The 26,817-nt window shown below is 35.0% G+C and carries 26 protein-coding genes; 10 read left to right on the forward strand and 16 right to left on the reverse strand.

All coding sequences use genetic code 11. The features are described 5' to 3' along the window. Positions 1–94 precede the first annotated feature (94 nt). From thiC to LXH21_RS03750, 7 genes are all read left to right on the forward strand, one after another. Positions 95–1,918 carry a phosphomethylpyrimidine synthase ThiC gene (thiC, locus tag LXH21_RS03720; protein ID WP_239862866.1) on the forward strand — a complete coding sequence of 608 codons (1,824 nt, stop codon included), beginning with the start codon at positions 95–97 and terminating at the stop codon, positions 1,916–1,918. A gap of 261 nt (positions 1,919–2,179) precedes the next feature. Next, positions 2,180–2,779 (forward strand): thiamine phosphate synthase, encoded by a 600-nt coding sequence (locus LXH21_RS03725; protein ID WP_239862867.1) that lies wholly within the window; start codon positions 2,180–2,182, stop codon positions 2,777–2,779. Then, complete coding sequence (locus tag LXH21_RS03730; protein ID WP_239862868.1) at positions 2,752–3,507, forward strand: hydroxymethylpyrimidine/phosphomethylpyrimidine kinase; 756 nt, start codon at positions 2,752–2,754, stop codon at positions 3,505–3,507. The genes LXH21_RS03725 and LXH21_RS03730 overlap by 28 nt, the downstream gene beginning before the upstream one ends. Further along, entirely contained in the window at positions 3,500–4,141 is a 642-nt protein-coding gene (locus LXH21_RS03735; RefSeq protein WP_239863682.1) for a thiamine phosphate synthase, read from the forward strand. The genes LXH21_RS03730 and LXH21_RS03735 overlap by 8 nt, the downstream gene beginning before the upstream one ends. Further along, a complete protein-coding gene (locus LXH21_RS03740) occupies positions 4,122–4,898 on the forward strand; it encodes a thiazole synthase (RefSeq protein WP_239862869.1) in 777 nt (258 codons plus the stop codon). The genes LXH21_RS03735 and LXH21_RS03740 overlap by 20 nt, the downstream gene beginning before the upstream one ends. 56 nt (positions 4,899–4,954) lie before the next feature. Beyond that, positions 4,955–6,091, forward strand: a complete 1,137-nt coding sequence (gene thiH, locus LXH21_RS03745) for a 2-iminoacetate synthase ThiH (RefSeq protein ID WP_239862870.1) — start codon at positions 4,955–4,957, stop codon at positions 6,089–6,091. Positions 6,092–6,151: 60 nt separating this feature from the next. After that, the gene (locus tag LXH21_RS03750; RefSeq protein ID WP_239862871.1) at positions 6,152–6,862 is read left to right on the forward strand and encodes a HesA/MoeB/ThiF family protein; all 711 of its coding nucleotides are present in this window, start codon (positions 6,152–6,154) and stop codon (positions 6,860–6,862) included. A gap of 1,334 nt (positions 6,863–8,196) precedes the next feature. Here the strand turns inward: LXH21_RS03750 and aat are convergent. Together aat and LXH21_RS03760 are read right to left on the reverse strand one after the other, a co-directional pair. Beyond that, positions 8,197–8,838 carry a leucyl/phenylalanyl-tRNA--protein transferase gene (gene aat, locus LXH21_RS03755; RefSeq protein WP_239862872.1) on the reverse strand — a complete coding sequence of 214 codons (642 nt, stop codon included), beginning with the start codon at positions 8,836–8,838 and terminating at the stop codon, positions 8,197–8,199. Between the two features lie 19 nt (positions 8,839–8,857). Continuing rightward, positions 8,858–9,775 carry a glutaminase gene (locus LXH21_RS03760; RefSeq protein WP_239862873.1) on the reverse strand — a complete coding sequence of 306 codons (918 nt, stop codon included), beginning with the start codon at positions 9,773–9,775 and terminating at the stop codon, positions 8,858–8,860. A 128-nt stretch (positions 9,776–9,903) separates the two neighbouring features. Here LXH21_RS03760 and LXH21_RS03765 point away from each other — a divergent pair, with 128 nt between their 5' ends. After that, the gene (locus LXH21_RS03765) at positions 9,904–10,641 is read left to right on the forward strand and encodes a phosphatase PAP2 family protein (protein ID WP_239862874.1); all 738 of its coding nucleotides are present in this window, start codon (positions 9,904–9,906) and stop codon (positions 10,639–10,641) included. 50 nt (positions 10,642–10,691) lie between these two features. On the opposite strand, the gene LXH21_RS03770 is transcribed toward LXH21_RS03765, so the two are convergent. The 9 genes from LXH21_RS03770 to LXH21_RS03810 all read right to left on the reverse strand — a co-directional run bounded on the left by LXH21_RS03770 (position 10,692) and on the right by LXH21_RS03810 (position 19,643). Further along, positions 10,692–11,651 carry a fasciclin domain-containing protein gene (locus tag LXH21_RS03770; protein ID WP_239862875.1) on the reverse strand — a complete coding sequence of 320 codons (960 nt, stop codon included), beginning with the start codon at positions 11,649–11,651 and terminating at the stop codon, positions 10,692–10,694. A gap of 18 nt (positions 11,652–11,669) precedes the next feature. Beyond that, positions 11,670–12,554 carry a hypothetical protein gene (locus LXH21_RS03775; RefSeq protein ID WP_239862876.1) on the reverse strand — a complete coding sequence of 295 codons (885 nt, stop codon included), beginning with the start codon at positions 12,552–12,554 and terminating at the stop codon, positions 11,670–11,672. A 178-nt stretch (positions 12,555–12,732) separates the two neighbouring features. Further along, positions 12,733–13,107 (reverse strand): DUF3127 domain-containing protein, encoded by a 375-nt coding sequence (locus LXH21_RS03780; protein ID WP_239862877.1) that lies wholly within the window; start codon positions 13,105–13,107, stop codon positions 12,733–12,735. A 365-nt stretch (positions 13,108–13,472) separates the two neighbouring features. Next, a complete protein-coding gene (locus tag LXH21_RS03785) occupies positions 13,473–15,959 on the reverse strand; it encodes an outer membrane beta-barrel protein (protein ID WP_239862878.1) in 2,487 nt (828 codons plus the stop codon). A gap of 278 nt (positions 15,960–16,237) precedes the next feature. Then, positions 16,238–16,915 (reverse strand): haloacid dehalogenase type II, encoded by a 678-nt coding sequence (locus tag LXH21_RS03790; RefSeq protein ID WP_239862879.1) that lies wholly within the window; start codon positions 16,913–16,915, stop codon positions 16,238–16,240. Between the two features lie 57 nt (positions 16,916–16,972). Beyond that, a complete protein-coding gene (locus LXH21_RS03795; RefSeq protein ID WP_239862880.1) occupies positions 16,973–17,281 on the reverse strand; it encodes an EthD family reductase in 309 nt (102 codons plus the stop codon). A gap of 256 nt (positions 17,282–17,537) precedes the next feature. Then, positions 17,538–18,089 (reverse strand): carboxymuconolactone decarboxylase family protein, encoded by a 552-nt coding sequence (locus LXH21_RS03800; protein WP_239862881.1) that lies wholly within the window; start codon positions 18,087–18,089, stop codon positions 17,538–17,540. A gap of 75 nt (positions 18,090–18,164) precedes the next feature. Then, entirely contained in the window at positions 18,165–18,734 is a 570-nt protein-coding gene (locus LXH21_RS03805) for a TetR/AcrR family transcriptional regulator (RefSeq protein ID WP_239862882.1), read from the reverse strand. A 102-nt stretch (positions 18,735–18,836) separates the two neighbouring features. After that, positions 18,837–19,643 carry an AraC family transcriptional regulator gene (locus LXH21_RS03810; RefSeq protein WP_239862883.1) on the reverse strand — a complete coding sequence of 269 codons (807 nt, stop codon included), beginning with the start codon at positions 19,641–19,643 and terminating at the stop codon, positions 18,837–18,839. A gap of 281 nt (positions 19,644–19,924) precedes the next feature. Between LXH21_RS03810 and LXH21_RS03815 the strand changes: the two genes are divergently transcribed. Then, positions 19,925–21,073: a sensor histidine kinase gene (locus LXH21_RS03815; RefSeq protein ID WP_239862884.1), complete on the forward strand. Its 1,149-nt coding sequence runs from the start codon at positions 19,925–19,927 to the stop codon at positions 21,071–21,073. Here the strand turns inward: LXH21_RS03815 and LXH21_RS03820 are convergent. The 3 genes from LXH21_RS03820 to greA are packed head-to-tail and all read right to left on the reverse strand — an operon-like array spanning position 21,070 to position 23,165. Then, positions 21,070–22,233: a transglutaminase domain-containing protein gene (locus LXH21_RS03820; RefSeq protein ID WP_239862885.1), complete on the reverse strand. Its 1,164-nt coding sequence runs from the start codon at positions 22,231–22,233 to the stop codon at positions 21,070–21,072. The two genes, LXH21_RS03815 and LXH21_RS03820, sit on opposite strands and share 4 nt — an antisense overlap. 9 nt (positions 22,234–22,242) lie before the next feature. Beyond that, a complete protein-coding gene (locus LXH21_RS03825) occupies positions 22,243–22,632 on the reverse strand; it encodes an HIT family protein (RefSeq protein WP_239862886.1) in 390 nt (129 codons plus the stop codon). A gap of 56 nt (positions 22,633–22,688) precedes the next feature. Then, positions 22,689–23,165, reverse strand: a complete 477-nt coding sequence (gene greA, locus LXH21_RS03830; RefSeq protein ID WP_239862887.1) for a transcription elongation factor GreA — start codon at positions 23,163–23,165, stop codon at positions 22,689–22,691. 287 nt (positions 23,166–23,452) lie between these two features. Here greA and LXH21_RS03835 point away from each other — a divergent pair, with 287 nt between their 5' ends. Further along, the gene (locus LXH21_RS03835; protein WP_239862888.1) at positions 23,453–23,869 is read left to right on the forward strand and encodes a Rieske (2Fe-2S) protein; all 417 of its coding nucleotides are present in this window, start codon (positions 23,453–23,455) and stop codon (positions 23,867–23,869) included. Positions 23,870–23,920: 51 nt separating this feature from the next. On the opposite strand, the gene LXH21_RS03840 is transcribed toward LXH21_RS03835, so the two are convergent. Both LXH21_RS03840 and arfB read right to left on the reverse strand, forming a co-directional pair. Beyond that, a complete protein-coding gene (locus tag LXH21_RS03840; RefSeq protein WP_239862889.1) occupies positions 23,921–26,128 on the reverse strand; it encodes a TonB-dependent receptor in 2,208 nt (735 codons plus the stop codon). A 282-nt stretch (positions 26,129–26,410) separates the two neighbouring features. After that, positions 26,411–26,812 (reverse strand): alternative ribosome rescue aminoacyl-tRNA hydrolase ArfB, encoded by a 402-nt coding sequence (gene arfB, locus LXH21_RS03845; RefSeq protein ID WP_239862890.1) that lies wholly within the window; start codon positions 26,810–26,812, stop codon positions 26,411–26,413. Positions 26,813–26,817: the final 5 nt, after the last annotated feature.

Here is a 26,817-nt window from a genome sequence, read left to right on the forward strand (position 1 = left end):
AATTATTCGCTGCGCGAATACGACTTCATACTTCTAGAATGACAATCAAACACTATTCTAATAAAATCTACTTTCAACTTTAAGACATAAAAAAATGACAAACGAAGAACAAATTTCGAGACAACCTTTCCCTAATTCCACAAAAATCTACATTGATGGCGAAATTCATCCGATAAAAGTCGCAATGCGCGAAATAAAATTATCGGACACCAAACTTTCTAGAGGTGGTGTAGAAAAAAATCCAGCTGTAACTGTTTACGATACTTCAGGTCCATACACTGATCCTAATATGACAATTGATATTCGAAAAGGATTGCCTCGCATCCGCAAACAGTGGATAAAGGATCGTGGCGATGTTGAAGAATTAACAGAAATTAGTTCAAATTACGGAAAAGAACGTTTGAATGATGAAAAACTAGATCATTTACGTTTTGAATATTTGCACCAACCTATGCGCGCCAAAAAGGGAGCAAATGTTTCTCAATTGCACTATGCAAAAAAAGGAATAATCACACCAGAAATGGAATACATTGCCATACGTGAGAACCAGCGCATAGAAGAAATAGAGAACCAAACCAAAGCAATGCAATGCCAGCATGCCGGTCACAGTTTTGGCGCCAATACACCAAAAACCAAAATTACTCCAGAGTTTGTACGTAGCGAGATCGCACGAGGAAGAGCTATTATACCAAACAACATTAACCATCCAGAAAGTGAGCCAATGATTGTCGGTCGTAATTTTTTGGTAAAAATCAATGCCAACATTGGTAATAGCGCCGTAACATCCTCAATTGAAGAAGAAGTTGAAAAAGCGGTTTGGGCTTGCCGTTGGGGAGCTGATACTATTATGGATCTATCAACTGGTAAAAACATTCACGAAACAAGAGAGTGGATTATTCGTAACTCTCCTGTACCAATTGGGACTGTACCAATATACCAAGCTTTGGAAAAAGTAAATGGCGTAGCCGAGGATCTAACATGGGAAGTATTCCGTGATACTTTAATTGAACAAGCAGAACAAGGTGTCTCCTATTTCACAATTCACGCAGGTGTGCTCTTGCGCTACATTCATCTAACTGCTAATCGCGTTACAGGTATTGTTTCTCGTGGTGGATCAATTATGGCAAAATGGTGTTTGTTTCACCACAAAGAAAACTTTTTATACACACACTTTGAAGATATTTGCGAAATCATGAAACAATACGATGTGGCATTCTCTCTTGGAGATGGTTTACGCCCAGGCTCTATCGCCGATGCGAATGATGCTGCACAATTCGCCGAATTAGAAACTTTGGGTGAACTCACAAAAGTAGCTTGGAAACATGATGTACAAGTTTTCATCGAAGGACCTGGTCACGTACCTATGCACATGATCAAAGAAAACATGGACAAACAATTAGAACATTGTGATGAAGCTCCATTTTACACTCTTGGGCCACTAACTACCGATATCGCTCCAGGTTACGACCATATTACTTCTGCTATTGGAGCAGCAATGATTGGCTGGTACGGTTGTGCCATGTTATGTTATGTGACGCCAAAGGAACACCTTGGTTTACCAAACAAAAAAGACGTGAAAGATGGTGTAATCACTTATAAAATATCAGCCCATGCTGCCGATTTGGCCAAAGGTCATCCAGGAGCACAGTACCGCGACAATGCTTTGAGTAAAGCCCGTTTTGAATTCCGTTGGGAAGATCAATTTAATTTATCGCTAGATCCAGATACAGCGCGTGAATTTCATGATGAAACATTACCTGCTGATGGTGCCAAAGTAGCACACTTTTGCTCGATGTGTGGTCCTAAATTTTGTTCAATGAAAATCTCACAAGAAATTAGAGATGTAGCTGAAGCTGAAAAAGGTATGCAGGAGAAGTCAGAGGAATTTGTTGAAATGGGAAAAGAAATTTATTCATAAGATAAAATTATTGGTTAGGAGTTAAAGGTTAAAAGTATATAAACAAGAAAGAATGTCTAACGTATACAAATGCAAGCAATGATTATTTTGGAGCTATCGCTCGACATTATCGTTGTTCCCTATCGATAGTAATTGGTCGGGCTGCAGTCTTTCCACTATTAACACTAGCGCAGGAAAGCACACGTCAAACATTTTCAAAAAGTGTAATTATTTTTGCCATTTTTCCTTAACTCCTAACCCATAACTGTTAATTAACAAAAAATGATTGTAATTTCTAACCCCGTAGCAGTAGAAAATGAAATTCGTATTATCCATGATCTATTAGAGCAAGGATTGGAATTATTTCATATCAGAAAACCAGCATTTTCAGCTAAGGAAATGACTGATTACGTAACTGCAATCGGATTGGAATACAGCTCACAGTTGGTTTTGCACAGCCATCACCATTTAGCTGCAGCATTAGGAATAAATCGTATTCATCTAACCGAAAAAGCAAGAGCAGAAATGAATACCAAGGAATTGAACACTTTTATAGAAACAAAAGTCCATTTATCAACTTCAGTACATTCAATTTCGTCGTTTAATGCTTTAGAGCTTCATTTTGAATATGCTTTTTTGAGTCCTGTTTATCCTAGCATTTCTAAGACAAATTATAAATCGAATACTGATTTATTTCAAGCCACGAAAAGCCGAACCAATTACCAAACAAAATTGATAGGTTTAGGTGGTATGGAAGCTGAAAATATTTTGAAAGCACTTACAAATGGTTTTGATGATGTAGCGCTTTTAGGAAGTATTTGGATAACAGATCAACCTATAAAAAATTTTAAATTATGCAAACATATCGTCCTTTCGTATTAAGTATTGCTGGTTTTGATCCATCGGCAGGTGCTGGAGTTTTAGCAGATGTAAAAACATTTGAGCAAAATCATGTATATGGTCTTGCTATCCTAACTGCTAATACTATTCAAACCGAAGATAAATTTATTTCTCTACAATGGATTGCTATAGAGTCTGTATTAGAATCGATTGAAACTTTATTTACCAGTTATGACATTAAGTCGGTGAAGATTGGTATAATTCCTTCCTTGGATTATTTAAAAAAAATTATTTTTCGAATTAAAGAAATATCTCCAGAAACAGCAATCATCTGGGATACCATCATAAATTCGACAAGCAATTTCAACTTTTTTGATGTTAGATCAATAAAAGAGCTATTACCCATATTGAGCAAAATTGATCTAATCACACCCAACTTTAATGAAGTTGTTTTAATTGGAGACAAAAAGGACTCTATTAATAAAACGGTAGACAAGTTGACAAAATACTGTTCTGTATTACTGAAAGGGGGACATAATCCTCAGGAAAAGGGTACAGATTATTTATATACCAAGGATAGATTTTTTAAAATACCAGCAATAAATAATGAAGTAGCTGCAAAACATGGCTCGGGTTGTGTTTTATCTGCTGCCATTGCCGCTAATCTTGCATTAGGATCAAATCTTTTAACTGCTTGTAAATTAAGTAAAATATATGCCGAGAATTTTTTATTATCAAACCCATCACAATTAGGATATCATGATATTTAATCGTCTACAATATATTTCTCAGGGATCAACAGTTGAAAGTCAGCTGTATAATATCCATCAAGCATTAGATCATGGATGTGACTGGATTCAGTTGCGATTCAAAAATCCTCATGCACCAAATGATCGAATGAAGTTGGCAGAGGCTGTAAAAATGCTATGCGATGAATATTTAACTACATTTATAATCAATGATGATCTGCAACTTGTACAACAAGTGGATGCCGACGGAGTGCATCTAGGATTAACTGACATGAATATCAAAGAGGCACGAACCATTTTAGGCCCCACAAAAATAATTGGAGGAACGGCAAATACTTTTGAAGACATTCTCGCACACGTTATAAACGGATGCGATTATGTAGGACTAGGCCCTTTTCGCTTTACAAAGACAAAAGATAATTTGAGTCCCATCTTAGGTCTAGAAGGGTACCAAAAAATCCTTGATCAGTTGCAAGAGCAACAAATTAAAATACCTGTTTATGCTATTGGCGGAATTCTGTTGGATGACGTTGAAGCAATTTCTAAAATAGGTGTTCACGGAATCGCAGTTTCGGGATTGATAACCGAAAGCGAATCAAAAATGAAATTAATCACACAACTAAACGAAAAATTATATGGATACGTCCTTATTTAAAATTGGAGACAAAGAATTAACATCGCGATTGTTTCTTGGTACCGGAAAATTTGGTTCGAATAGTCAAATGGAAGAGGCCATATTGGCTTCTGGATCTGAATTAGTAACTGTTGCATTAAAGCGAGTTGATTTGGAAACCGATACCGATGCTATTCTATCTCATTTAACACATTCTAGAATTAATTTACTTCCCAATACGTCGGGAGCGCGTAATGCAAAAGAGGCTGTATTCGCAGCACAACTTGCACGAGAAGCTTTAGAGACAAATTGGTTAAAACTAGAAATTCATCCAGACCCAAAATATTTAATGCCCGACGCAATTGAAACATTAAGAGCAACAGAGGAATTGGCAAAGCTTGGTTTCATCATTTTACCCTACATACACGCAGACCCCGTCTTATGCAAGCGATTGGAAGATGCTGGTACGGCTGCTGTTATGCCATTGGGTTCCCCGATAGGAAGTAATAAAGGTTTAAAAACTATTGATTTCCTAGAAATTATAATCGAACAATCTAAGGTTCCTGTAATTATAGATGCCGGAATTGGAGCACCGTCAGACGCTGCAAAGGCAATGGAGCTAGGCGCTGATGCTGTACTTGTGAACACGGCTATTGCAGTAGCAGGAAATCCGCGTTTGATGGCCGAAGCTTTTAAAGAAGCTGTCATTGCCGGCAGAAAAGCCTATGAGGCAAAATTAGGACAACAGTTTAAACACGCTGTAGCATCCAGCCCGCTGACTGCCTTTTTGTACGAATAGCTCAACGCTATCAGGGCTCTAAACTCTCATAGCATTGCTTAATAAAATAAGAATAAATGGAAAATTTTAAATCTGTTTTCGAACATTATAATTGGGACGAAATACAAACTAAAATATATGCTACTACAGCGAAAGAAGTTGAACAAGCACTTGCCAAGACCAGGCGTAACTTAGATGATTTCTTGGTATTGACAGCTCCTGCAGCACAGCCTTATCTGGAACAAATGGCACAAGAATGTCATGAGCTTACCAAGAAGCGTTTCGGGAAAACCATCCAAATGTATGCTCCATTGTATTTGAGTAACGAATGCCAAAATATTTGCACCTACTGTGGCTTTAGTTTAGACAATAAAATTAAACGCAAGACCTTACTGGATTCGGAAATTAAACTGGAAGTGGCCGAACTAAAAAATTTAGGTTTCGATCATGTTTTGCTGGTTGCGGGTGAGGCCAATTACACCGTGAATATCAATTACTTTCTGAATGCAATTGATGTCATTAGAAAAAATTTTTCGACTATTTCTGTAGAAGTACAACCATTATCGCAGGCAGAATACGAGCAACTGCATTCAGCTGGTGTATATTCAGTTTTGGTGTACCAAGAAACGTATCATCAAGAAGTTTATAAAAAGTACCATACAAAAGGAAAGAAATCTAATTTTGATTTTAGGCTCGATACTCCAGATAGAATTGGGAAAGCAGGCATTCATAAAATTGGATTAGGTGTTTTACTTGGACTCGAAGATTGGCGAACCGATAGTTTTTTTAATGCGCTACATTTGGATTATCTACAAAAAACCTATTGGCAAACTAAATATTCAGTATCGTTTCCCCGACTGCGACCTGCCGAAGGAACCGTACCACCTAACTTTATTATGGATGACAAGGATTTGACCCAATTAATTTGTGCCTATCGATTATGGAACGAAGATTTGGAAATTTCGATTTCAACCCGTGAAAATGAAAAGTTCAGAAACAATATCATTCCGATTGGGACTACGAGTATGAGCGCAGGTTCAAAAACCAATCCAGGCGGCTATGTAGTTGATCCGCAATCACTAGAACAATTTGAAATTAGTGATGAACGTACGGTTGCTGCAATAGCACAAATGATTACAGAAAAAGGGTACGAGCCCGTTTGGAAAGATTGGGACAAAAGCTATAGTAGCAGATTGCTGATTAACGACTTTTGATTTAAGATGAATATCTATATATCTAAAAACACTATTCAAGAATCTAAAATCTAAAATTAAATGAGTGTAATACAAGATTTTTTGAGATACAACAGGCAGGTAATTTTGCCAGAGATTGGCGACGAAGGACAAGCAAAACTAAAATCAGCTAAAGTTTTAGTAATTGGTGCAGGTGGTCTGGGTTGCCCTATTTTACAATATATCGCTACGGCTGGCGTGGGAACAATTGGTATTGTTGATTTTGATAATATCGAAATTCATAATTTACATCGTCAAATTCTTTATACCGAGAATCAAATTGGCTTAGGGAAGGCAACGACTGCCAAAGCCACTATTGAGCAACTGAATCCCTTAATTACTGTTGTGGCATTTGAAGAAAAACTTACCATAGAAAACGCATCAAAAATTGTAGATCAATTTGATATTGTTGTGGATGGATCGGATAATTTTGGAACTCGCTATTTGGTCAATGATACTTGCGTAACTCTAGGCAAAACATTGGTATATGGAAGCATTCTAGGTTTTGAAGGACAGTTAGCCGTATTTAACCATAATGGAAGTAGAAATTTACGTGATTTATTTCCCGAACCGCCAGATGCTAAAGATGTACCAAATTGTAGTATGAATGGCGTACTAGGTACTTTACCTGGAATGATTGGAACAATGATGGCACACGAAACATTAAAATTGATTATAGGATTACCTACTTTGCGAAATGAATTGATTTTATATAAAACTCTGGAGTGGGGATTTGTTAAGCTAAATTTTTAATTCTCGTGTCTTAATGAAGCAGGCATTTTTTGTTCGGAACATAGATTGGAAAAATTTCAGTTCTACTATCCACAACGTTATTTCGCGCTGAAAGCATCTCTAAAAAGGTGCTCTCCTATCGTGAGACGCTTTCAGCGAGACAAACTAAGTGGTTATGGTATGGAATTGCTAAACAAACTTTAATTGGCTGCTTTTTAAATTAATATTACCTATTCGATTGAAAGTTATAAAAACTTGTAGCTGTGGACAGATGCGTGACGCTTGCAGTATCCACAACGTTATGTCTCGCTGAAAGCGTCTCAGCAAAGGTGCTCTGCTATCGTGAACGCTTTCAGCGAGACAAACTAAGTGGTTATGGTGTGATCTTGCTCAACAAACTTTTAATTGGCTGCTTTTTAAATTAATATTACCTATTGGATAGAAAGTTATAAAAACTTGTTGTTGCGGACAGATGCCACGCTGCAGTTTTCACAACGCTATGTAGCGTTGAAGGCGTCTCAGCAAAGGTGCTCTCCGATCGTGAGACGCTTTCAGCGAGACAAACTAGGCGGTTATGGCGTGGAACTGCTAGGCATACTTTTTATTGGCTACTTTCTGAAATAAATTTAAAGATACAACAGCTTGTTGTTACGGGTATGATTTGACACTCGTACTATCCGTAACGTTTTGTATCGCTGAAAGCGTCTCTGCAAAGTTGCTCATCTAATGTGAGACGCTTTCAGCGAGACAAACTAAGTGGTTATGGTACAGACTTGCAAGGAATGCTATTTAATGGCTACTTTCTAGAATAATTCTACTTCCTATTTTAAAGCTACAACAGCTTGTTGTTACGGGTATGATTTGAAACTAGTACTAGCCGTAACATTTTGTATCGTTGAAAGCGTCTCAGCAAAGGTGCTCTCCTATTGTGAGACGCTTTCAGCGAGACAAACTAAGTGGTTATGGTGTGATCTTGCTCAACAAACTTTTAATTGGCTACTTTATAAATCAATATTACCTATTCGATTGAAAGTTACAAAAACTTGTTGTTGCGGACAGATGCCTGACGCTTGCAGTATTGACAACGTTATGTATCGCTGAAAGCGTCTCAGCAAAGGTACTCTCCTATCGTGAACGCTTTCAGCGAGACAAACTACACGGTTAGGGTATGGACTTGCTAGGAATATTTTTTATTGTATGCATTCCGGAATTTTGCCCCAGATGGAAGTGGAAAGCCCGGACTGAGAAAACCTGTTTTTCTAGATGTAAAAGAGCGACCGATAGGAAGCTCCTTTTATGGCTTAAGAAAAAAAGGTTTTTGAAGGAGAACTTGAAACGGACAGCTGGATGGGGCTCTAATCCTTATTTTGAAGAATTTTCATAAAATCATCACGGTCAATTTCGCGACACCCTAAACTTTCTAAATGTGAATTGTACACTTGGCAATCTAGGAGTTGGTAATTGTTGGTTTCTAAATGACGAACGAGGCTAATAAAAGCGACCTTCGATGCATTAGAAACTTTTGAGAACATGCTTTCGCCACAGAAGACATGTCCCATATCGATACCATACAATCCGCCGACCAATTGGTCATTTTGCCATACCTCAACTGATTGCGCTATGCCTAGTTCGTGGAGATTGCAATAGGCATCAATCATGTCATTGGTTATCCATGTTCCGTTTTGGCCGTCGCGTTTTATTTTTTGGCAATTGGAGATAACACTTTTGAAATCCTTATTAAAAGTTACTTCAAACTCTCCGCGATTAAGAACGTTACGCATACTTTTGGTAACTCGTAACTCATCTAAAAATAAAACCATTCGCGGATTGGGTGACCACCAGATTATAGGATCCTCATCCTCAAACCATGGAAATATTCCGCTTTTATATGCTAGTTGCAACCTCTCTGGAGATAAGTCACCACCAACTGCTACAATACCATCTCTATTTGCGGTATTGACATTGGGGAATTCTAAAGCTTGTGTTAATTGAATCATTTACTGCAAAATAAAGATTTTAAAAAACAGAATCACTTAGCTCTGTCGTTAAACATTCTAAAAAAGCCATCCCTCTGTATGAGTTACCTTTTTCATTTAGTTTGGGACTGAACACTACTACAGCGTATTTGTTGGGCAGTATTGCTAATATACCACCACCTACACCACTTTTACCCGGTAGCCCTACCCTATAGGCAAACTCACCAGCTTCATCATAAAAACCACAAAGTAGCATAATTGCATTTATTCTCCTATTGCGTCCTGGTGTCAAAATAACTTCTTTGGAGAAAGGATCTATACCATCATTGGCAAAAAAAAAAAATGCTTTGGATAATTGAGCACAGTTCATACTCAACGAGCAAATTTTGAAGTAAAAGTCCATTACCTCATCCATTGTATTGGTAATATTCCCAAATGATTTCATCATATTGATTAAGGCATAATTGCGATAACCTACACTTTTTTCTGATTCGAAAACTTTTATATCGTAATCAATCGAATCATCTTTGGTAAGACGACGCACAAATTTTATAAAATCATCTTCGGGATTTTTAAAATGTGTAAATACGATATCTGCAATAACAATTGCACCTGCATTTATCAATGGATTTCTAGGAATTCCTTTTTCTAACTCTAATAAAATCATAGAATTGAAGGCAGCTCCTGAGGGCTCGACATCGACGCGTTTCCATAATTTTTCACCTTCGACATTATATGCCATGATAAGCAAAAGCACTTTTGAAATACTTTGTACGGAAAACTGCTGGTGGGCATCACCAATATTAATTTGCCCATGATTTAGAGTAGTTAAACTCACTCCAAATAAATTTTCGTCAACATTTGCTAATTCTGGTATATAGGTTGCTTTTTGTCCTTTGTCTTCAAAATCTGCAAACTTGTTGTAAATGCCGTTCAGCACGCTATGTATGTTCTCCATCAATTATTTTTTATGCTTTTGGCTCAACCTGAAAAATAAGCTTTATATTTATAATGCAAGTTTAAGCAGAAAAACACAAACAGTTGCCTTAAATATCTATTTTTGAACGATCATTCAATATCTATTACATGAGGAAGATTTCTAATTTACTTTTTCTTTGTTTGCTCGTTACCCAAATGAACGGTCAAATTATTGATACCTTATCACTTTCGGCTACCAAAAAATTATCATACAAAACATTTATTTTACCTGCTGCATTGGCAGTTACAGGCGCTGCCTTACTAAATAGCGAATTGAATAATAGTATTCAAGATAAATCCAACAGAGTTTTTGTAAGTGATTTTCAGACTCAAATTGATAACATTACTGTGTTTACGCCTATGGCACAAATCTATGCCGGGCGTTTGTTTGGTTACAAACCTAAAAATAATGTAAAGCATCAAACGGTTTCTATTATCACAGCCAACCTTCTAAGTTTTGTATTTGTTACGGGTTTAAAAAACGCAGTCAAAGCTGATCGCCCTGATGGTTCAGACCAGTTGAGCTTTCCATCTGGACATAGTGCAATTGCATTTACAAATGCAGCATTATTATTTCAAGAATATAAAGAATCTAATTTTTGGTATGCTAGCAGTGGTTTTCTTTTTGCCACAGCTACTGGCGTGCTGCGTATTGCAAATAAAAAACATTTTGCATCTGATGTATTAACAGGAGCTGGAATTGGTTTGGCTTCTGGATTTTTAATATCTTATTACAATCCATTGCAAAACATCAAAATCGGAAAAAAGAAAAAAGGAACCGCTTTGCTTTACCCTCAGTTTGGGAATCAAATTGGAATTGGAGCTGTTATTCTACCCAACTTTTAAGCAAAAAAAAGCCCTACAATTTGCAGGGCTTTCATTTCAAATAAAAACAATTATGGTAACAACACTTTATCTATAACGTGAACTACACCATTACTACATTGAATATCTGGAATAACCATATTCGCTGCTGTTGTAATTCCGTTGCTTTTTATTGTAAAAATTCCGTCTGTAAACGCACCGTAAGTTAATGTACCTCCACCTGCTGTCATAGCTGTCGTACCAGAATACTCAGATGTAAATTTACCACCTGCAATCGCATGATTTAATAATACTTGCTGTAAAACAACCGGTGAAGCGTTTGCTACATCTTGTACTGTTGCAAATCCTGCCGCCTTGAATGCTGCATCTGTTGGTGCATAAATTGTAAAATTGTTATTTGCATCAGACAATACTGGTGCCAAACCTGAAGTTATAACCGCTTGAACCAAGAAAGTTAATTCTGGCGCTTTAAAAACTTTAGCGTCTTTTAATAATATTGCAGAGTCAACGATGTTTACTCCTGTTGCAATCATGACTTTATCAATAGCATGAACAGTTCCGTTACTTGCGCTTACATCTGTAAGAATAATTTTTGAACCATTGATATAAAGATCACTTCCTCTACTAATGAAACGTCTGCTAACTCCTAAAGCAGAAATAGATGTTCCTCCGTTAGCTATTCCACTTGCTAATAAATCACCGTTTGAAACATGGTAAAGTAATGTGTTTGTCAAGAAACTATTTTGCAAACCTCCTAGCGTACCAGCATCTACTAGACCTAATCTTGCAAAAGCATCATTTGTAGGTGCAAATACTGTGTAATGACCAGAAGGATCGTTTGGATTGCTATTACTTAAAACTCCAACTAAACCTCCTTGAACTGCTGCTCCTTCAAGCGTACTAAAATTTGGATTGGCTACTGCAATACCTGCAATACTTGGTGTTTCGTCTTTAAAATCTGAATCACAAGAAACTAAAGTTCCCATTAATGTTAATGCTAATAGAGCACTTTTTATATTGATATTTTTCATTTTGTTTGTTTTTTGTAATTAATATTTATAAACTAGTCCACCGTAGAATCCTGTTGCTTGACCAATATTTCTACCAGCTACCAAAGTACTTGCACCTGCCGAAATTCCGAAATCTTGATAAATTGGTGTGTATAAATCAATACCAATTTTAGTATAATTTACTTTTGTTATTGGAAAATAACCCGCAAAACCTTCACCAAAGATATCTACACCACCAGTTGATTTTTGGTTTGCAACATAAACATCACCATAGAATGATTTTGCTGCGTAACCTACTTTAAGTTCTGTAGTAACAGAGTTAGGCACATCGTTTGAAGCATAATTTCCTGCAACTTGACCCGATGCAAAAACACCATTATCCATTTTGAACATTGCCATACCTGTAGTACTTATTGTTGTACTTCTATTACCGATTGCAATGATTGATTGAAAACCTTCTTCTACTTTATAATCACTTAATGGAGTTTTAATACCTAAAGCACCAATAAGACGTAATGAAGAAGAACCGAAGTCAAAATTAAAAGGACTGTATTTTACAAAAACAGATACGTCTTGAAAACCACTTCTTTCATTTTCTAATCCTAAATTGGTTAAAACTTCTTCGGTTGCTTTACCTTTTGCAGTGATATAAGGCAAAACCATAACTACATCAACTTGATCACTTATACCGTAAGTAGCATAAATAGAAGTACTATTTACAGTTGTTTCATTAAAGACAGGAACTCCTTCTACTTTTTCTGGGATAAAATAGACATCATCATATTTTTCTGAGCTGAAAGAAAGTGATACATTTCCTTTTCCTTTTCCTTGCATAAATCCGCTAATCGGACTTTGAGAATGAGCTGTGTTAACATATCCAAATGTTGTTACAGCTAAAATTAAGAGTAAGTGTTTTTTATTCATAATAATAATTATTTAAAAGTTGTTTTTATCATTTACGACAGAACAACAGATATGGTTTTAAATAATTAAAAAAAAACATAAAAAAAATTCAAAACGCCTTTCTAGGGCATCACAATAGGGTATAAAAAAACCGATAAAATAAAATTTTATCGGTTTCTTGTATTTATTTTAACTTTAACTAAAAAGGTAAATCGTCTGCTTCTTCTTCATTAAGATTTGTTGCTGCAGTAAAAACTGGCGCTGCTGGTGCTGCTGGAGCTTGAGCATTTGGTGCTTCAGCACCTGATTTTTCAATTCTCCATCCTTGAATACTGTTAAAGTATCTAGTTTCACCCTGTGGGTTCACCCATTCTCTACCTCTTAAATTGATAGAAACCTTAACAGATTCTCCTACTCCGTAATTGTTTAACAAATCACATTTATCTTGAGTAAACTCAACTAATATATGTTGTGGATATTGTTCTTCAGTAGTTACAACTAATTCTCTTTTTTTGAATGCCGCACTTACTTGTTGCTCTGGATTAATCACTTTAACTCTACCTATAACTTCCATCTGATGTATATTTAATTCTTGTTTATATTCGATTATTGACTAGAAGTTTTGCTCTAAGACAAAGAAATCCCTAAACGGGAAACTTCTAGTGGACAAATATACTAACTTCTTTAGACGCACACAAAATTAGCCTCGGTGGAAATGATAAAAATTATCAACAATTGAAAAACATCTAACAATCAATCAATTACAGACACTACAAAAGGTAGATTGAATTTCGTCTCTACAAATTCTAATTCATAACAAATTGTTGCAAGATCGCGTTCCCCTTCTGTTTGCAAGACTTGTGGCTATGTGTTGACCAAAATAAAAAAAGGCATTTGAAAATGGTTTTCAAATGCCTTTCTATATTGTGAGTTCTTTATCTAGAACTCTTTTTTACCAAATTCGCTATCAATAAATTTAGAACTGTTTTTGGTTTTATTAAAGGTGTAGGATAAGTTCAACGTCACCATATCTACTTCATATACATAGTTGGTCGTTGTATAATATTCTGCTGGGTTGTAGGTTGTGATACGTTGTTCATTTGAATTTAATAATCCCATATCAATATTTTGCCATTGCAAAGTAGCGACTAATTGCTTGTCTAAGAATGATTTTCTAACCGTGATATTAGGTGAATAAAAGCGAGAATCTTCACCTTGAGCTGTAATTCTTTCCGATAAATAATTTAAAGTAAATTGAACAGAAGTAGTAGCAGTAAAAGTATACGTACTATTTGCATTTATAGAATACTGCACAGCATTCGAATTAATAGCCTTGCCATTAAAATTTCCGTCAATATTAAAATTATAAACATTTGCGCCAATAAAATTTGTCCACTTTGCCGAAGGTTTAATTTGCGCGCCTACCTCTAGACCTAACGTTCTACCTCTACCAACATTTGTATAAATTCGATCTAGAATTGTGTCGTTTAAAACTCCCGCTGTAGTGTAAGACAATGTATTTACTCGATTGATTAAATTTTGCACATCTCTGTAATATGCTGTTGCGAATAATGAGTTACCGCCTTTAAAATTTTTGCTAATCCCCAATTCGATTAAATCAGTAAATTCTGGACGTAAATTTTTATCTCCTTGCTCGAATGTTTCAGAATGTTCTCTTTCTTTAAAGGGATTCATTTGATATGTTGGTGCACGATCAACTCTTTTACTATATCCCACTTTTACCTTTACATTATTATCCATTGTGTATTGAGCAGAAGCCGAAGGAAATAGTTTCACATAATCATATGATAAATTCTCGGCAGCTGTATCAAAACCTTTTAAGTAAAAATCACGATTCATCGATTCTAATCGTAAACCCGCTGCATATTCCCATTTCTTTTTACTTCCGTTTAATTGCAAGTAACCTGAATGAATCAAGCGATCTAAATTAACCTGACTTGTGAACTCTGGAACAAGTTCATATTCTCCAGTTGCTAAATTTCTTCTTTCATAAATAAAATTTCCATTATTTTTTAGTTTTCTAAATTGGTATCCTGCTTCCAATTTACCAAACGAGAAAGGTTTAAATTCATAATCCAATTGCGCTCTTGTACCATATAGCGGATTTTCATTTGTATTGTACTCATCTTGATATACAATGGCAGAATTAGTATAGCCTAAATTTAAATTGGTAGTAGGTCCTCCTAATAAAGTATACTCATATAAAAAGGAAGCCGTTAATTTTGACTTATCAAAGAATTTATGAGAATAATTAAAACTCCCTAAAGCAAAATCTCCATCACGTACTCTTAAATTTTCATTGTAATAATCAAAAGTGTTCAGCACACTTCCATCATCTAGAGAAGTTCGTTTATTGTTGTAATAAATATCCGCTTGCCTATCTACTTTACGCTTACCACCATAAAAACCTACAGTAAAATCATCGGCATCGCTTGGCATAAAATCAACTGTAAAACGACCACTATAATTTAATTCATTGGTACTGCGCTCCCCGTCTGATGGAAATTCAGTTTTGTAATTTTGCGCTATATTATTGGTAAATACGTTTCCTTCTCTACGACCTTGAATATCATTTCGTCCATAGCTACCACCAACGGAAATATCCCATTTATCTTTTTTAAGATTATAGGTTCCGTCTACTCCATAGCGTTGTGCATTTTTCTTATTATCATAATTTTCGATAGAAGGAAAACCACCTTTTACATTTACTTGAGTATAAGCACCATTTGTGGCTCCTTTTTTGGTAATAATATTTAGAATACCCGCTTTACCATCTGGATCGTATTTGGCAGATGGTGCAGTTACAACCTCTACTCTTTCTATTGCATTTGCTGGCAGCTGACCTAAAATTGTTGATATACTTCCTTGCGTAGGTTTTCCGTTTAGCAATACCATAAAACCTGTTGTACCTCTCACACTAATATCTCCTTGACCATCAATTGATATGGAAGGCAAATTTCTTAATACATCGATCGCAGATCCACCCCTACTATTTTGAAAAGTCTTGGTATCGTAAATTTGACGGTCAATCTTACTTACAACAGTACCTTTATCTGTAGTTACAACAACATCATTTAGTTGATTTTCTCCAGAAAGTAAAGTAATAAGGCCGAAATTTAAAGCGCGTTTCTTACTATCAATAACTATATCTTTAAAACTCTTTTTTTCGAAACCAATAAAGGAAACTTCAAGATAATAATTACCATTTTTTAAATTACCAATAACAAAAGTTCCGTCACTATTGGTTACAACTCCTGCCACTACTGATTTATCTTTGGTCGAAAATAGCGTAGCTGTGGCATATTCTAAAGGATAATCGCCATCAACCACCTTACCTGTCAACTGACCAAATACTGCGCTGGTTACGAGTAAAATAGCCATTAATACTAATTGATTTAATTTCATTTCTTTTTTTTTTGAAAAACAAAAATACAGCTATAAAAAGATATCCCTAGGTACATTTGTTAAAATTAAGGTACATAAAAAAGAATTTTCAAATTTGATCAACAGGAAATACAGCAAAAAGCCTCCCACTAGTAAATTCTAATTGGAGGCTTTTTTATTTTATAATTAATTGATAATAATCAATAACAGATAGGGAATCATAAATTGGAATTACTTTACCAATATGATCTGTTTAAAATCAAATCGGTAAACAATCACTACTTTTTATGATTTTGATATTACTTGAGACCTACTAATTTTTCTGCAATAAGCAATAAGTTCGGTTCATTTATTTGTGGTTTAGGAGCCAAGGTATATAGTTGTTGTCCTGGGCGCGCTATAAATGCAGCTTGCCAACCTGCCCACATAGCACCCGCAACATCCCATCCGTGTGCAGCAATCATCATGCAATCTTCTGGTTGTGCATCCATTTTTTTTGAAGCCCATAGGTACACGCTGCTGTCTGGTTTGAATTTACCTACCTGTTCGACGCTTATAATTTCGTCAAACAAATCGGTTAAACCTGCATTTTTTAATTGCGTAGCCAATCCATCGCTAGAGGAATTACTAAGAGCAACCATTTTATAGCCTGCAGATCTTAAAGTATTTAATGCTTCGACAACCTCTCTGTGAGGAGGTAATGAGCTAAAAGACTTCATGGCTTCCTTTGCTTTTTCTGAAGATAGGGACACATTATTATTGGCAGCTACCATTTGTAAAGCCGCCGCTCCAATTTCATCAAAATTTGTGTACTGCTGGCTTAATGTAGTAACCGATGAATATTGCAACATAGTTGTAAACCATAGAGGAAGTAGTTCTTCCTTACCTTCTAAAATCGTTGCTATACTTTTTTTCATGTTCCCTAAGTCAAGAAGGGATTCATTTACATCGAAGAATATTACTTTTGGTGCTTTCATGTTTGTGCTTTTATTATTTAAAATAACTAAATTCAGTAAAACTATCCAATTGATTGACTAAACCAATTCACTTATTTGTAACTCGCCTTGTACATTGGTGTAATTGGATACATCAGCAGCGAAAGTGGCAGCATGTGGCCCAAAAGACGCTTGAAAAGTAGCAACCGATTCAAACTTTAAATCTACGATAGCAAAATAGGGTGCTTTTTCTCCTGGTACTCTACCACCTATTCCTAATACAAATTCCATTCCCTTCAAAGCATCGCCTAGAGCAGCTGTAATCATAGGGAGATGTGTATTTTTGTAGTAATCAATATCAAATTGTATATCCGCAGTATTGGGATACATTACGCTTACTTTTATCATGGTCTGTTTTTTTTTTAATCTTTTTATAAAAATACAAACCTTATTTTAATTTCTGGACATTCTCGTAACTCAATCCCGCAGCCCGACTTGAGTGGAGCTCTTTTTTGTGGAGCGAAGCGCAACAAAAAAAGCGGGAACGGAAGGCGGAATAGCTGCCCAAAAATAAACCCAGAATCTGTATTAGCAATTTGTTACAAAAACTAATGCTGATTCTGGGTTAGAATAAGGTTTTATATAAATCTATCTAATGGATGGATTATTTTTTTTCCCAAGCAAATTTTTGGAACGCTGCATCTACTGGCGTATTTGCAATGTGGTTTGTATAATTACTAATTACTTTTTGAGATACTCCAAGGATAATTTCTAATACTTGTTGTTCTCCATAACCTGCTGCGTAAAATGCTTCTAAATCTTCTTGAGAAACGTTTCCACGGTTACGAACCAAGCTTAAAGTAAATGTTCTCAAAGACTCTAATTTCGCATTAGTAAGTGGCGTTTCGTTACGTAATGACTCGATGATTTCGTTATCAACTTTCATCATGTGAGCAATTCCTGTGTGTGCTGGTACACAATAGTGACATGAGTGCTCCACGTTGATTGATTGCCATACTACAGTTAATTCTTCTTCATTAAAAGAAGTGTTTACAAACAACTCATGTAATACTTGGTATCCTTTTAATGCACTAGGAGATGCAGCTAATACACCGTGCAATCCAGGAATCATTCCGTATGCTTTTTGTGAATCTTGTAATAATGTTTTGCTTTCTTCTGGAGCCGATTCGATTGTGTGAACTTTTAATGTTGTCATAATATTAATTTTTTAAAGATAATAATTGTGTTAAAAATATCTAAGCACTAGCTTAGTTTATGATTAAAAAAATAGTTAGATGTTGCTGAATGTTAATTCAATATAATCTGCTATCTCTTGTTTGTTGTTTACTCGTGATGCGGCAGCTAAACCATGTTTGGCCAATAGTAAATAATTGGCTTGTTTGGCGATTGTTGCTTCGTCTTTTTTGCTGTTTACAGCTAATTTCTGAATGAAAACGGTTTTCAAAACATCCATGAATTCCTTCATTTGAGTTTGGATTAATTGGTCTTCACTGTTTGCAAACTCATTATATGTATTAGTCAACAAGCAACCTTTATTGTCAAATTCTCCCATTTTGGTAGGCATTTCGACTGAATCATAAAAGAATGCTTTAATGTCATTTACACCATCAGTTCCATTTTGTAATTTTTCGAAAACAGAATAAATTTTGCTTTTATAACATTTCAAACTTTCAAGAAAAACTCCATGTTTACTTCCAAAACTGGCATAAATAGAAAATTGATTGATTCCCATTTCCTTTTCCAACATACGAACGGAAGTATTCTCATACCCATTGCGCCAGAACAAAGACATCGCTTTCTCTATCACCTCTTGTTCGTTATATTGTTTTACTCGTGCCATGTTGTTTTTAAATCTGATGCAAAACTAAGCAACTGCTTGGTTATAAAAAAACTTTTAACGAATTTTAACAATTTCCGTAAGATTTATACATTTCAAAAAACATTAAATTCCGAGTTTGAAATTGAGCGGCGTTCTCCCAGTGTGGCGTTTGAAGTATTTGACGAAATGAGAAACATCTTTGAAATCAAGACTGTAACCAACTTCAGAAATTGTAAGATCGGTGTAAAGCAATTGTCGTTTTGCCTCTTGTATAATATGCATTGCAATCAACTGTGATGCTGTTTTTGAAAAACTTTTTTTGCACAAGGCATTTAATTGTTGCGTATTAAGGTTTAATAGATCTGCATAGAAAGAGACATCATTGCGCAATTCTTGTTTTAAAAGCTCTTCAAAATGCATCGCTTTATCTGTAGTACTCAAACGTTCTACACGATTTGAATAACCAATAATTTTAGCAAACAAGGCTTTTAAACTACCTTCTATTACTTCTTTTTGAATAGATGATTGTTTCATCTCAAAACACATAAGTTCAAATAATTTATCAATAGTTTGATCGGCTTGAATGTTGATTAATCTCTCTTTTTTTAATCGGAATAATTGTTGATTGATGTGTTTGTCTGTAATTTTATCCAAAAAACCTTCTTTGACAATAATTACAAAACCTTCAGGCAGACTATCAATTTCCCAGTGATGCACATCGCTGTTATTTATCACAAATAGAACCGGCGGCTTAATTTCGTAAGCTGTTGAATCCATGTAGTGATAACCTGAGCCTGCTTTAAAATAAACCAACTCAACATATTTATTATGACGGTGTGGCTTTGTGTATCGTTTATTAACATCAAACGGTTCAATTTTAATGTCACTTACATTCGGTATTTTAGTGTAAACAGCAATAGATTCTTTCATTAATATTTTTATTTATGGCATTCTATAGTAGTGTAAAAAGATGCAATAATTAATTATTACTAGTAAATAATTATCCGCCTCCTAGTTATTTACGCTATAACTTTGTAAATCGCGAATCACTTTAAAATCAGACTTAGGACCAAAGTGAGATACAATTTTGATCTAAAAATAACGTTACACTTCTACTTAGGACTCTACAATTGCTGAAAAGTTTAAACCGCTACTTGCAATATAAATTTCCAAAGTATATTTTACTATATTTATACCTTTAAAATTCAAGTATGCAGTTTTCTGATAAAAGAAATACAACTCGCTGGGTAATTATTTTCATCTCTTTCTTAATCGTTTCCTTAATACTTTGGAATACCTACACCTTTTTTCAGACCTTTAAAAATGAAGAACGTATTAAAATGAATCTTTGGGCTAATGCTCAAAAAACGCTGATTAATGCAGACGAAAAAACAGATGTAAATTTACCTCTTGAAATTTTAAGCAACAACTCCTCAATCCCTATCATTCTAACCGAAAAAAATAAAATTATCAATACTGTCAATATTGATGAGAACTTAGGTCTAAATAGTGCCGAAACACGCAAAATTTTAGAACGTCTAAAAACTGAAAATGATCCTATCGTAATTGAATATGTATCGGGACATTTTCAAAAACTTTACTACGGTAACTCGGCGTTACTGAATAATTTAAAATATTATCCGATTGCTTTACTACTTATTATCTTTTTATTTGGTTTGCTTGTTTTCAATTTTTACAAAAGCACCAAAGTGGCCACCCAAAATAAACTATGGGCGGGTATGGCAAAGGAAACAGCGCACCAGATAGGAACACCGTTATCCTCCTTAATTGGTTGGGTCGAAATATTAAAGGCGGATGATGTCGACGAAAGCATTACGATCGAAATCGAAAAAGACATTCAGCGATTGCAAACGATTACAGAACGTTTTTCTAAAGTGGGATCTGTTCCTACCTTAGAAAATAAAAATATTATTGAAGAAACTTATCAAGCCTATACTTACCTACAATCTCGTTTTTCTAAACAAATTGAATTTAATTTTGAAGCTCCAGACAAAGAAATAATTCTAGCAATCAATCCGACTTTGCACAGCTGGACTGTCGAAAATCTAGTAAAAAATGCGATTGATGCGATGAAAGGTAGGGGGAAATTAACCTTACACATTGAAGAAGAAAAAGGTTTCTTGAGAATTAACGTCTCTGATTCTGGAACTGGTATTCAAAAAAGTCAGTTTAAAACAATTTTTGAGCCAGGATTTACTACTAAAAAAAGAGGTTGGGGACTTGGGTTATCATTAACTAAAAGGATTGTGGAAGAATACCACAAAGGAAAGATTAAAGTGCTGAAATCTGAGGTTGGTGTAGGTACCACAATTCAAATTAGCTTTAAAACCACTGCTTAATACCCTTTTGTTTGCAAAAAGGAGCCTTTGGCAAATAATAACTTTCTACCTACTTTTGATTTTTTTAAATAATCTTGTACAAATTGATATTGCTCTTCACTACTTCGATAAGCATCGTTAATTTGACTTTTTAATCGAGACAATGCTTCATTATTTATAGATCCAACGTCACCGATAGTGTACATCATTTCTTGGCAGTGCGCCAATTTTTCTTTAGGCAATCGCCCCATGCTATCTAAATTTTCATCCGGCATAGTCGGGCTAAATTTTTTATTTCGATACATTATTAAATCATTCAGATAAACAATGGCTTGATTGTACTCGGCTACCAGGCTGTTCATTTTATCAATACCAGTGTTTTGTCTTGCTGCTATAGAATTTTTTCTTATAATATCTAAGTAGCTAGTAACTACGGGTAGTTTATAACCATTACTCTCAATACGTTTGACAGTTTCAAACAAACGATCTGCTTCTGCCAATGATTCGTATCGAATAATTTCCTGCTCAAAGTCAAATTTCTCCTTAGTTGCAACTGTAGGTACTTTACCCGATATAAAGTTGTCAAAAGTTAATGGTTGAGGTAAAAATTGCCACAAATAATCAAAAGGAAGGTGGGACTTTGCCATCTGAGTCGGCGCAACTTTGAAGTAACTATTGTTTAGCCTTTTTACATATTTGCCATTCTGTACTCCACCAGCTCCCCAGGTAGGATCCATTAAAAACCATTGCCCTCCAATTTGTATTGCGCACCAAGCGTGTGCTATGGGGCTTACTTTACCTTGAGACTTTACAAATCCATCAATGATAAAATTCTTAATTTTCAAGTCGTTTGCAATTGCGCTGAAAACCTCAGCGTAATGAATACAAACTCCTTTGTGTGTTTTTAAAGTATTGGAAACTTTGTAAGCTTTTGACTCTGAACTGTTATCGGCCATCATGTTTTTTACATCATAATCGATATTGGTTGCAGTCCAATAAAAAACGGCTCGAAGTTTATCTTCGTCCGTTTTAAAATTTGCATCAATATAAGTGGCTATTTTTGCCGTTGTAGTAGTAAAATCTTGCGGAATCACAGCCATTTTCTTGTCTACCGGATCATACCCTGCTAGTGACTGACTGAAAGCACCATAAGAAACAATAAGTAAAAATGAACGTTTCATCTCTTAACCTTATAAATTAGAACGAATAGCTTCTGCCAAATCTTCAAATTCTTCTTTGGTCATTTTTACTTTCGAAATAAATCGCATATCGTCCATGCTCTCTATAGGTATCAGGTGCACATGAGCGTGAGGCACTTCGAGTCCGATTACAGATAAACCTACTCTATTACAAGGAATCGTTTTCTCAATAGCTACTGCTACCTTTCTAGAAAACTGCATTAATCCCATATATACTTCTTCGTCTAAATCAAAAATTCGATCAACTTCAACCTTGGGAATACATAAAGTGTGCCCTTTGGCATTGGGATTAATATCCAAAAAAGCAAAATAATTATCGTCTTCGACTATTTTATAACTAGGTATCTCCCCTTTTATAATTTTAGAAAAAATAGAACTCATTTTTTTGATTTTTTAATTAGTATAAATCCTTTACAGACAATTGATTTAATAATAATCTATTCTCTTGAAATTTCGACAATTTCAAATTTTATAGTACCACTTGGTACAGTAATTTCAGCAACATCACCAACAGATTTACCCAATAACCCTTTTCCTATTGGAGAGGTTACAGAAATTTTTCCTGTTTTCAAATCGGCTTCACTTTCTGCTACTAGAGTGTAGTTCATCTCCATTCCGTTAGCTTGGTTTTTTATTTTTACTTTCGATAAAACCAATACTTTAGATAAATCCAAGTTTGTTTCATCAATCAAACGAGCATTAGAATGAACTTCTTCCAACTTAGCAATACGCATTTCTAGCATTCCTTGTGCTTCTTTGGCTGCGTCGTATTCTGCATTTTCAGACAAGTCGCCTTTATCTCGAGCTTCAGCAATGTCAGCCGATGCTTTCGGACGCATTACAGACTTCAAGTAATCTAACTCTTCTCTTAATTTTTTTAACCCTTCTGCTGTATAATAAGATATAGCGCTCATAATTGTGTCGTTTATATAAATAGAAAAAATCCCATCAGGACGGGATTTCTTTCCACAAAGATAGTATTATTTTTCTTAGTGTAAAATTATATGTGAATCATATCTAATTCAAAGTTAATTAATTTAAATTTGTTTCGCTAAAAGTCACAACATTTTCAAAGGTGAATGATGAGCATTTTATAATTGACTTCATAAGACCAACATTACTGTTACAACAAACTAGCATAAGTCCACAATGAATTCTCATTAGAGGAGTTATTAATAGAACAAAGACCAAAAAATTACAGATGAAAAAATTACTTTCTTTACTACTCTTTATTGCATTTACAACAAGTTGTAGTACTAACGGAATTACCAACAACAATCCCTATATACCAACATCATACTCCATAAATTTGGTGATCAATACCGATTTGGTATCCAATAATGATTTAAAATATCCGAGCAATGCCATTTATTACCCAAATCATGGTGTAAGAGGTGTTTATGTATTTAATACCGGCAGCGGATACAATGCGTTTGATGCCGCCTGCCCAAATCAATCACTAACTGCTTGCTCTACTTTAAAACTAAAAGGTATTAACCTCGTGTGCTCTTGCGAAGAAGAAGAGTACAGTTTATTTTCGGGATTGAGCACTTTAAAATATCCATTAGTTCAATACAATGTTGAATTTAACGGAAATCAAATACGAGTTTATAATTAAAAAAAACGGCCTGAAATAAATTCAGGCCGTTTTTTGTATTCGATTGGGAACTTAAAACTTTAAAGTCATCCCCACCAAAAAGTTTATTCCAGCTTGCGGATAATAATATACATAACCTCCACCGTAATCTGCTCCGTTCGAAATATAAGAACGATCTAAGAAGTTATTAAGCAAACCATTGATAACAATTGATTTGAAAACTGATTTTGGAAAAATAGTATAACTTACATTCAAGTCGTTTACAAAGTAATCTGCTAACTCTCCCTGCGTATCTTCTATATTATTTAAATATTGACTTCCCACAAATTTGGAAAGTAAATTCAATTGTAAATTTGCAATTGGAGTATAGGATAAACTATTAGCAGCAATCAATTTAGGAGAAAACGCAATATCTGTATTCCCTAGAGGAGTTACCGTACCGTCACTGTTCTCCAAAGCAAAATCAACATTTTTGTTATCACTCAAAGTAAGGTTTGGTCGAATGCTCCACTTTTTATTTAATTGAAAATTGGCATCAATTTCTAATCCCAGACGGTAACTTTTACCAATATTTGTTCGAATAGGATTCCCAACATTATCCAATTCACCGGTCAAGACAAGCTGATCAATATACCTCATGTAATATCCGTTAACACTTACGGCAGTTGCAGCAGTTCTATATCTCCATCCTAATTCGAAATCATTTAATTTCTCAGGTTTCACACTTCCTCCTTTATAATCGGAACGATTTGGTTCGCGATTTGCTCGAGCGTAAGAGAAGTAAAGGGCATTATTATTATTTAAATCAAAATTTAAACCTGCCTTTGGGTTAAAAAAGTTGAAATTATCATTTACAAGTCCAGTATCTACACTATTGGCTTTGTATTGCACATTACGCAACTGAAGATCTCCATAAATATTGAGCTTTTCGGCTACTTGATAATTTGCTTTAGCAAAAAAGTTGGCGTCGTTTTTTGTCGATTCATTTACATCTCTTAAATCACCGTATTGACTATTTGAAGGGTATTGCATCCATAAAAGTTCTGTATAATGCGAACCTTCATAGCGATTTATACCTCCACCAAGAACAACATCTAATTTTTCCTTTTTATAATTAGCAGAAAATGTGGTACCATAAAAATCATTATCTAGCCATTTTCTTCTGCTGTAATCGGTCGAACTTATTATATTACCATCAACTGTTATTGGGTCTAATCCTAAAAAAGAATATTGAGCATCCTCTTCATAATAAATATTTGTGTACTTATAATCATCTACAAACTCCTCATAATAACCTTTACCTTTTGTGTAATGAAAGGCTAGATTTGTATCCCAATACTCAGACACTTTTTCATTCCAATGCAGCTGTGCATGATCTTGTTGGTAATTGTCTACTTGATCGTTGTAAAACCCTTCTAAATTACCAGCACTGTCGAATTTCTCACCTACAGAATTATAGGTTCTATCACTAGCTAATGTTGCTGCATCTACCCCGTTCCAAGATTGGTACGTTCTTTCTGTTCCTCCAAAAACCAATGCTTTAATAAAGGTAGTTTTACCAATATAAGTTCCTTGCAAAAAGTAGGACTTCAAATCAGAACTAGCTCTATCTACATATCCATCTGATTTCAAAGTAGATAAACGCCCTGCTAATTCAAAATGGTCATTCATTAAACCTGAACTGAATTTCACAGTATGCTTATGCGTATTAAAACTTCCAAAAGAATTGGATATTTCGCCATTGCTTTGTTGAGCATAATTATCGGTCAGCATATTCAAACTGGCACCAAAAGCTCCCGCCCCATTAGTAGAGGTACCAACTCCACGTTGTAATTGCAAGCTTTGAACAGAAGATGCAAAATCGGGCATATTTACCCAAAATGTACCGTGACTCTCAGAATCGTTATACGGAATTCCATTGATAGTTACATTGACACGAGTAGCGTCACTACCACGAACTCTAATTCCGGTATATCCCACACCGTTTCCAGCATCTGTAGTAGTTACTACAGAGGGCATAAAATTCATCAACATCGGAATATCTTGTCCTAAATTACGTGGTGCAATTTCCTTCTTGTCTAAGTTGGTGAAACTTACAGGTGTCTTTGAATTGGCACGTACAGCCGAGATTAAAACTTCATCTAATTTATTTAGATTAGTCGTGTCTTTTACTTGTGCGTAAGAAAGAAATGAGAAAAGAGAAAAGGAAACAGAAAACAAGATTGATCTGTTTTGTGTTTTTTTGCCAATTTGGCTTGAAAAACTTAAAGTAGCATTCATTCGTAAATAGTTCACGAATAAAAGGGGCAATTATTCAATTGTTAATTGATTTTTTTCATACTGCTCCTTCCGCTATAAGAATAGGCGGAAGAAAATTTCCCTTGACAACATTACTCGTCCAGGTTCGTTGGGTATAATCTCAGCCTGTCGTTTTAAATGTTATTATAAAACTAAAGCACCCCTTTGAGACGAGGCAAAGGTAAAAAAAGAAACAGTCTTAAAGTTTTTTATTCCTAATTATTTCACAATAAAAAAATAAACAAAAGCAAAAACGCCAGAGTATTAATGCTCTGGCGTTTTTCTTGTCTTCTTAATCTCAGATGTGCTTTTCTTATCTTTTATTCGTTTTCGAATGGCCGACTTTGGTATTTTTGTCGCCTTCCGAATTTTGGGAACGATCAGTCCTTGTTCCATCATTTTCAAAAAGCGTTTGATTACAATACTTTTATTTTTAATCTGAGAACGATCTTCATCACATTGCAGCATCAATATATTCTCGGCAGTCAATCTCGATTGTAATTTCAATTGCAAAAGATTTTTTTCCCTTTCTGAGAGCGCTTGGGACTGACCTAAGTCAAATGTTAAAATTACTTTTGAAGAAACTTTATTTACATTTTGACCACCAGCACCGCTACTCCTAACCGCTTTGAACTGTAACTCTGCTACTAATTTTTGAACTTCCATTTTTC

This window comes from Flavobacterium algicola (genome assembly GCF_022399565.1).
Taxonomy (GTDB): Bacteria; Bacteroidota; Bacteroidia; order Flavobacteriales; family Flavobacteriaceae; genus Flavobacterium; species Flavobacterium algicola.

Excerpts from the sequence above, each read along its gene's own strand:
- thiC (WP_239862866.1), top strand. The coding sequence starts at position 95 with ATGACAAACGAAGAACAAATTTCGAGACAACCTTTCCCTAATTCCACA.
- LXH21_RS03725 (WP_239862867.1), top strand. The coding sequence starts at position 2,180 with ATGATTGTAATTTCTAACCCCGTAGCAGTAGAAAATGAAATTCGTATT.
- LXH21_RS03730 (WP_239862868.1), top strand. The coding sequence starts at position 2,752 with ATGCAAACATATCGTCCTTTCGTATTAAGTATTGCTGGTTTTGATCCA.
- LXH21_RS03740 (WP_239862869.1), top strand. The coding sequence starts at position 4,122 with ATGGATACGTCCTTATTTAAAATTGGAGACAAAGAATTAACATCGCGA.
- thiH (WP_239862870.1), top strand. The coding sequence starts at position 4,955 with ATGGAAAATTTTAAATCTGTTTTCGAACATTATAATTGGGACGAAATA.
- LXH21_RS03750 (WP_239862871.1), top strand. The coding sequence starts at position 6,152 with ATGAGTGTAATACAAGATTTTTTGAGATACAACAGGCAGGTAATTTTG.
- aat (WP_239862872.1), bottom strand. The coding sequence starts at position 8,838 with ATGATTCAATTAACACAAGCTTTAGAATTCCCCAATGTCAATACCGCA.
- LXH21_RS03760 (WP_239862873.1), bottom strand. The coding sequence starts at position 9,775 with ATGGAGAACATACATAGCGTGCTGAACGGCATTTACAACAAGTTTGCA.
- LXH21_RS03765 (WP_239862874.1), top strand. The coding sequence starts at position 9,904 with ATGAGGAAGATTTCTAATTTACTTTTTCTTTGTTTGCTCGTTACCCAA.
- LXH21_RS03770 (WP_239862875.1), bottom strand. The coding sequence starts at position 11,651 with ATGAAAAATATCAATATAAAAAGTGCTCTATTAGCATTAACATTAATG.
- LXH21_RS03775 (WP_239862876.1), bottom strand. The coding sequence starts at position 12,554 with ATGAATAAAAAACACTTACTCTTAATTTTAGCTGTAACAACATTTGGA.
- LXH21_RS03780 (WP_239862877.1), bottom strand. The coding sequence starts at position 13,107 with ATGGAAGTTATAGGTAGAGTTAAAGTGATTAATCCAGAGCAACAAGTA.
- LXH21_RS03785 (WP_239862878.1), bottom strand. The coding sequence starts at position 15,959 with ATGAAATTAAATCAATTAGTATTAATGGCTATTTTACTCGTAACCAGC.
- LXH21_RS03790 (WP_239862879.1), bottom strand. The coding sequence starts at position 16,915 with ATGAAAGCACCAAAAGTAATATTCTTCGATGTAAATGAATCCCTTCTT.
- LXH21_RS03795 (WP_239862880.1), bottom strand. The coding sequence starts at position 17,281 with ATGATAAAAGTAAGCGTAATGTATCCCAATACTGCGGATATACAATTT.
- LXH21_RS03800 (WP_239862881.1), bottom strand. The coding sequence starts at position 18,089 with ATGACAACATTAAAAGTTCACACAATCGAATCGGCTCCAGAAGAAAGC.
- LXH21_RS03805 (WP_239862882.1), bottom strand. The coding sequence starts at position 18,734 with ATGGCACGAGTAAAACAATATAACGAACAAGAGGTGATAGAGAAAGCG.
- LXH21_RS03810 (WP_239862883.1), bottom strand. The coding sequence starts at position 19,643 with ATGAAAGAATCTATTGCTGTTTACACTAAAATACCGAATGTAAGTGAC.
- LXH21_RS03815 (WP_239862884.1), top strand. The coding sequence starts at position 19,925 with ATGCAGTTTTCTGATAAAAGAAATACAACTCGCTGGGTAATTATTTTC.
- LXH21_RS03820 (WP_239862885.1), bottom strand. The coding sequence starts at position 22,233 with ATGAAACGTTCATTTTTACTTATTGTTTCTTATGGTGCTTTCAGTCAG.
- LXH21_RS03825 (WP_239862886.1), bottom strand. The coding sequence starts at position 22,632 with ATGAGTTCTATTTTTTCTAAAATTATAAAAGGGGAGATACCTAGTTAT.
- greA (WP_239862887.1), bottom strand. The coding sequence starts at position 23,165 with ATGAGCGCTATATCTTATTATACAGCAGAAGGGTTAAAAAAATTAAGA.
- LXH21_RS03835 (WP_239862888.1), top strand. The coding sequence starts at position 23,453 with ATGAAAAAATTACTTTCTTTACTACTCTTTATTGCATTTACAACAAGT.
- LXH21_RS03840 (WP_239862889.1), bottom strand. The coding sequence starts at position 26,128 with ATGAATGCTACTTTAAGTTTTTCAAGCCAAATTGGCAAAAAAACACAA.
- arfB (WP_239862890.1), bottom strand. The coding sequence starts at position 26,812 with ATGGAAGTTCAAAAATTAGTAGCAGAGTTACAGTTCAAAGCGGTTAGG.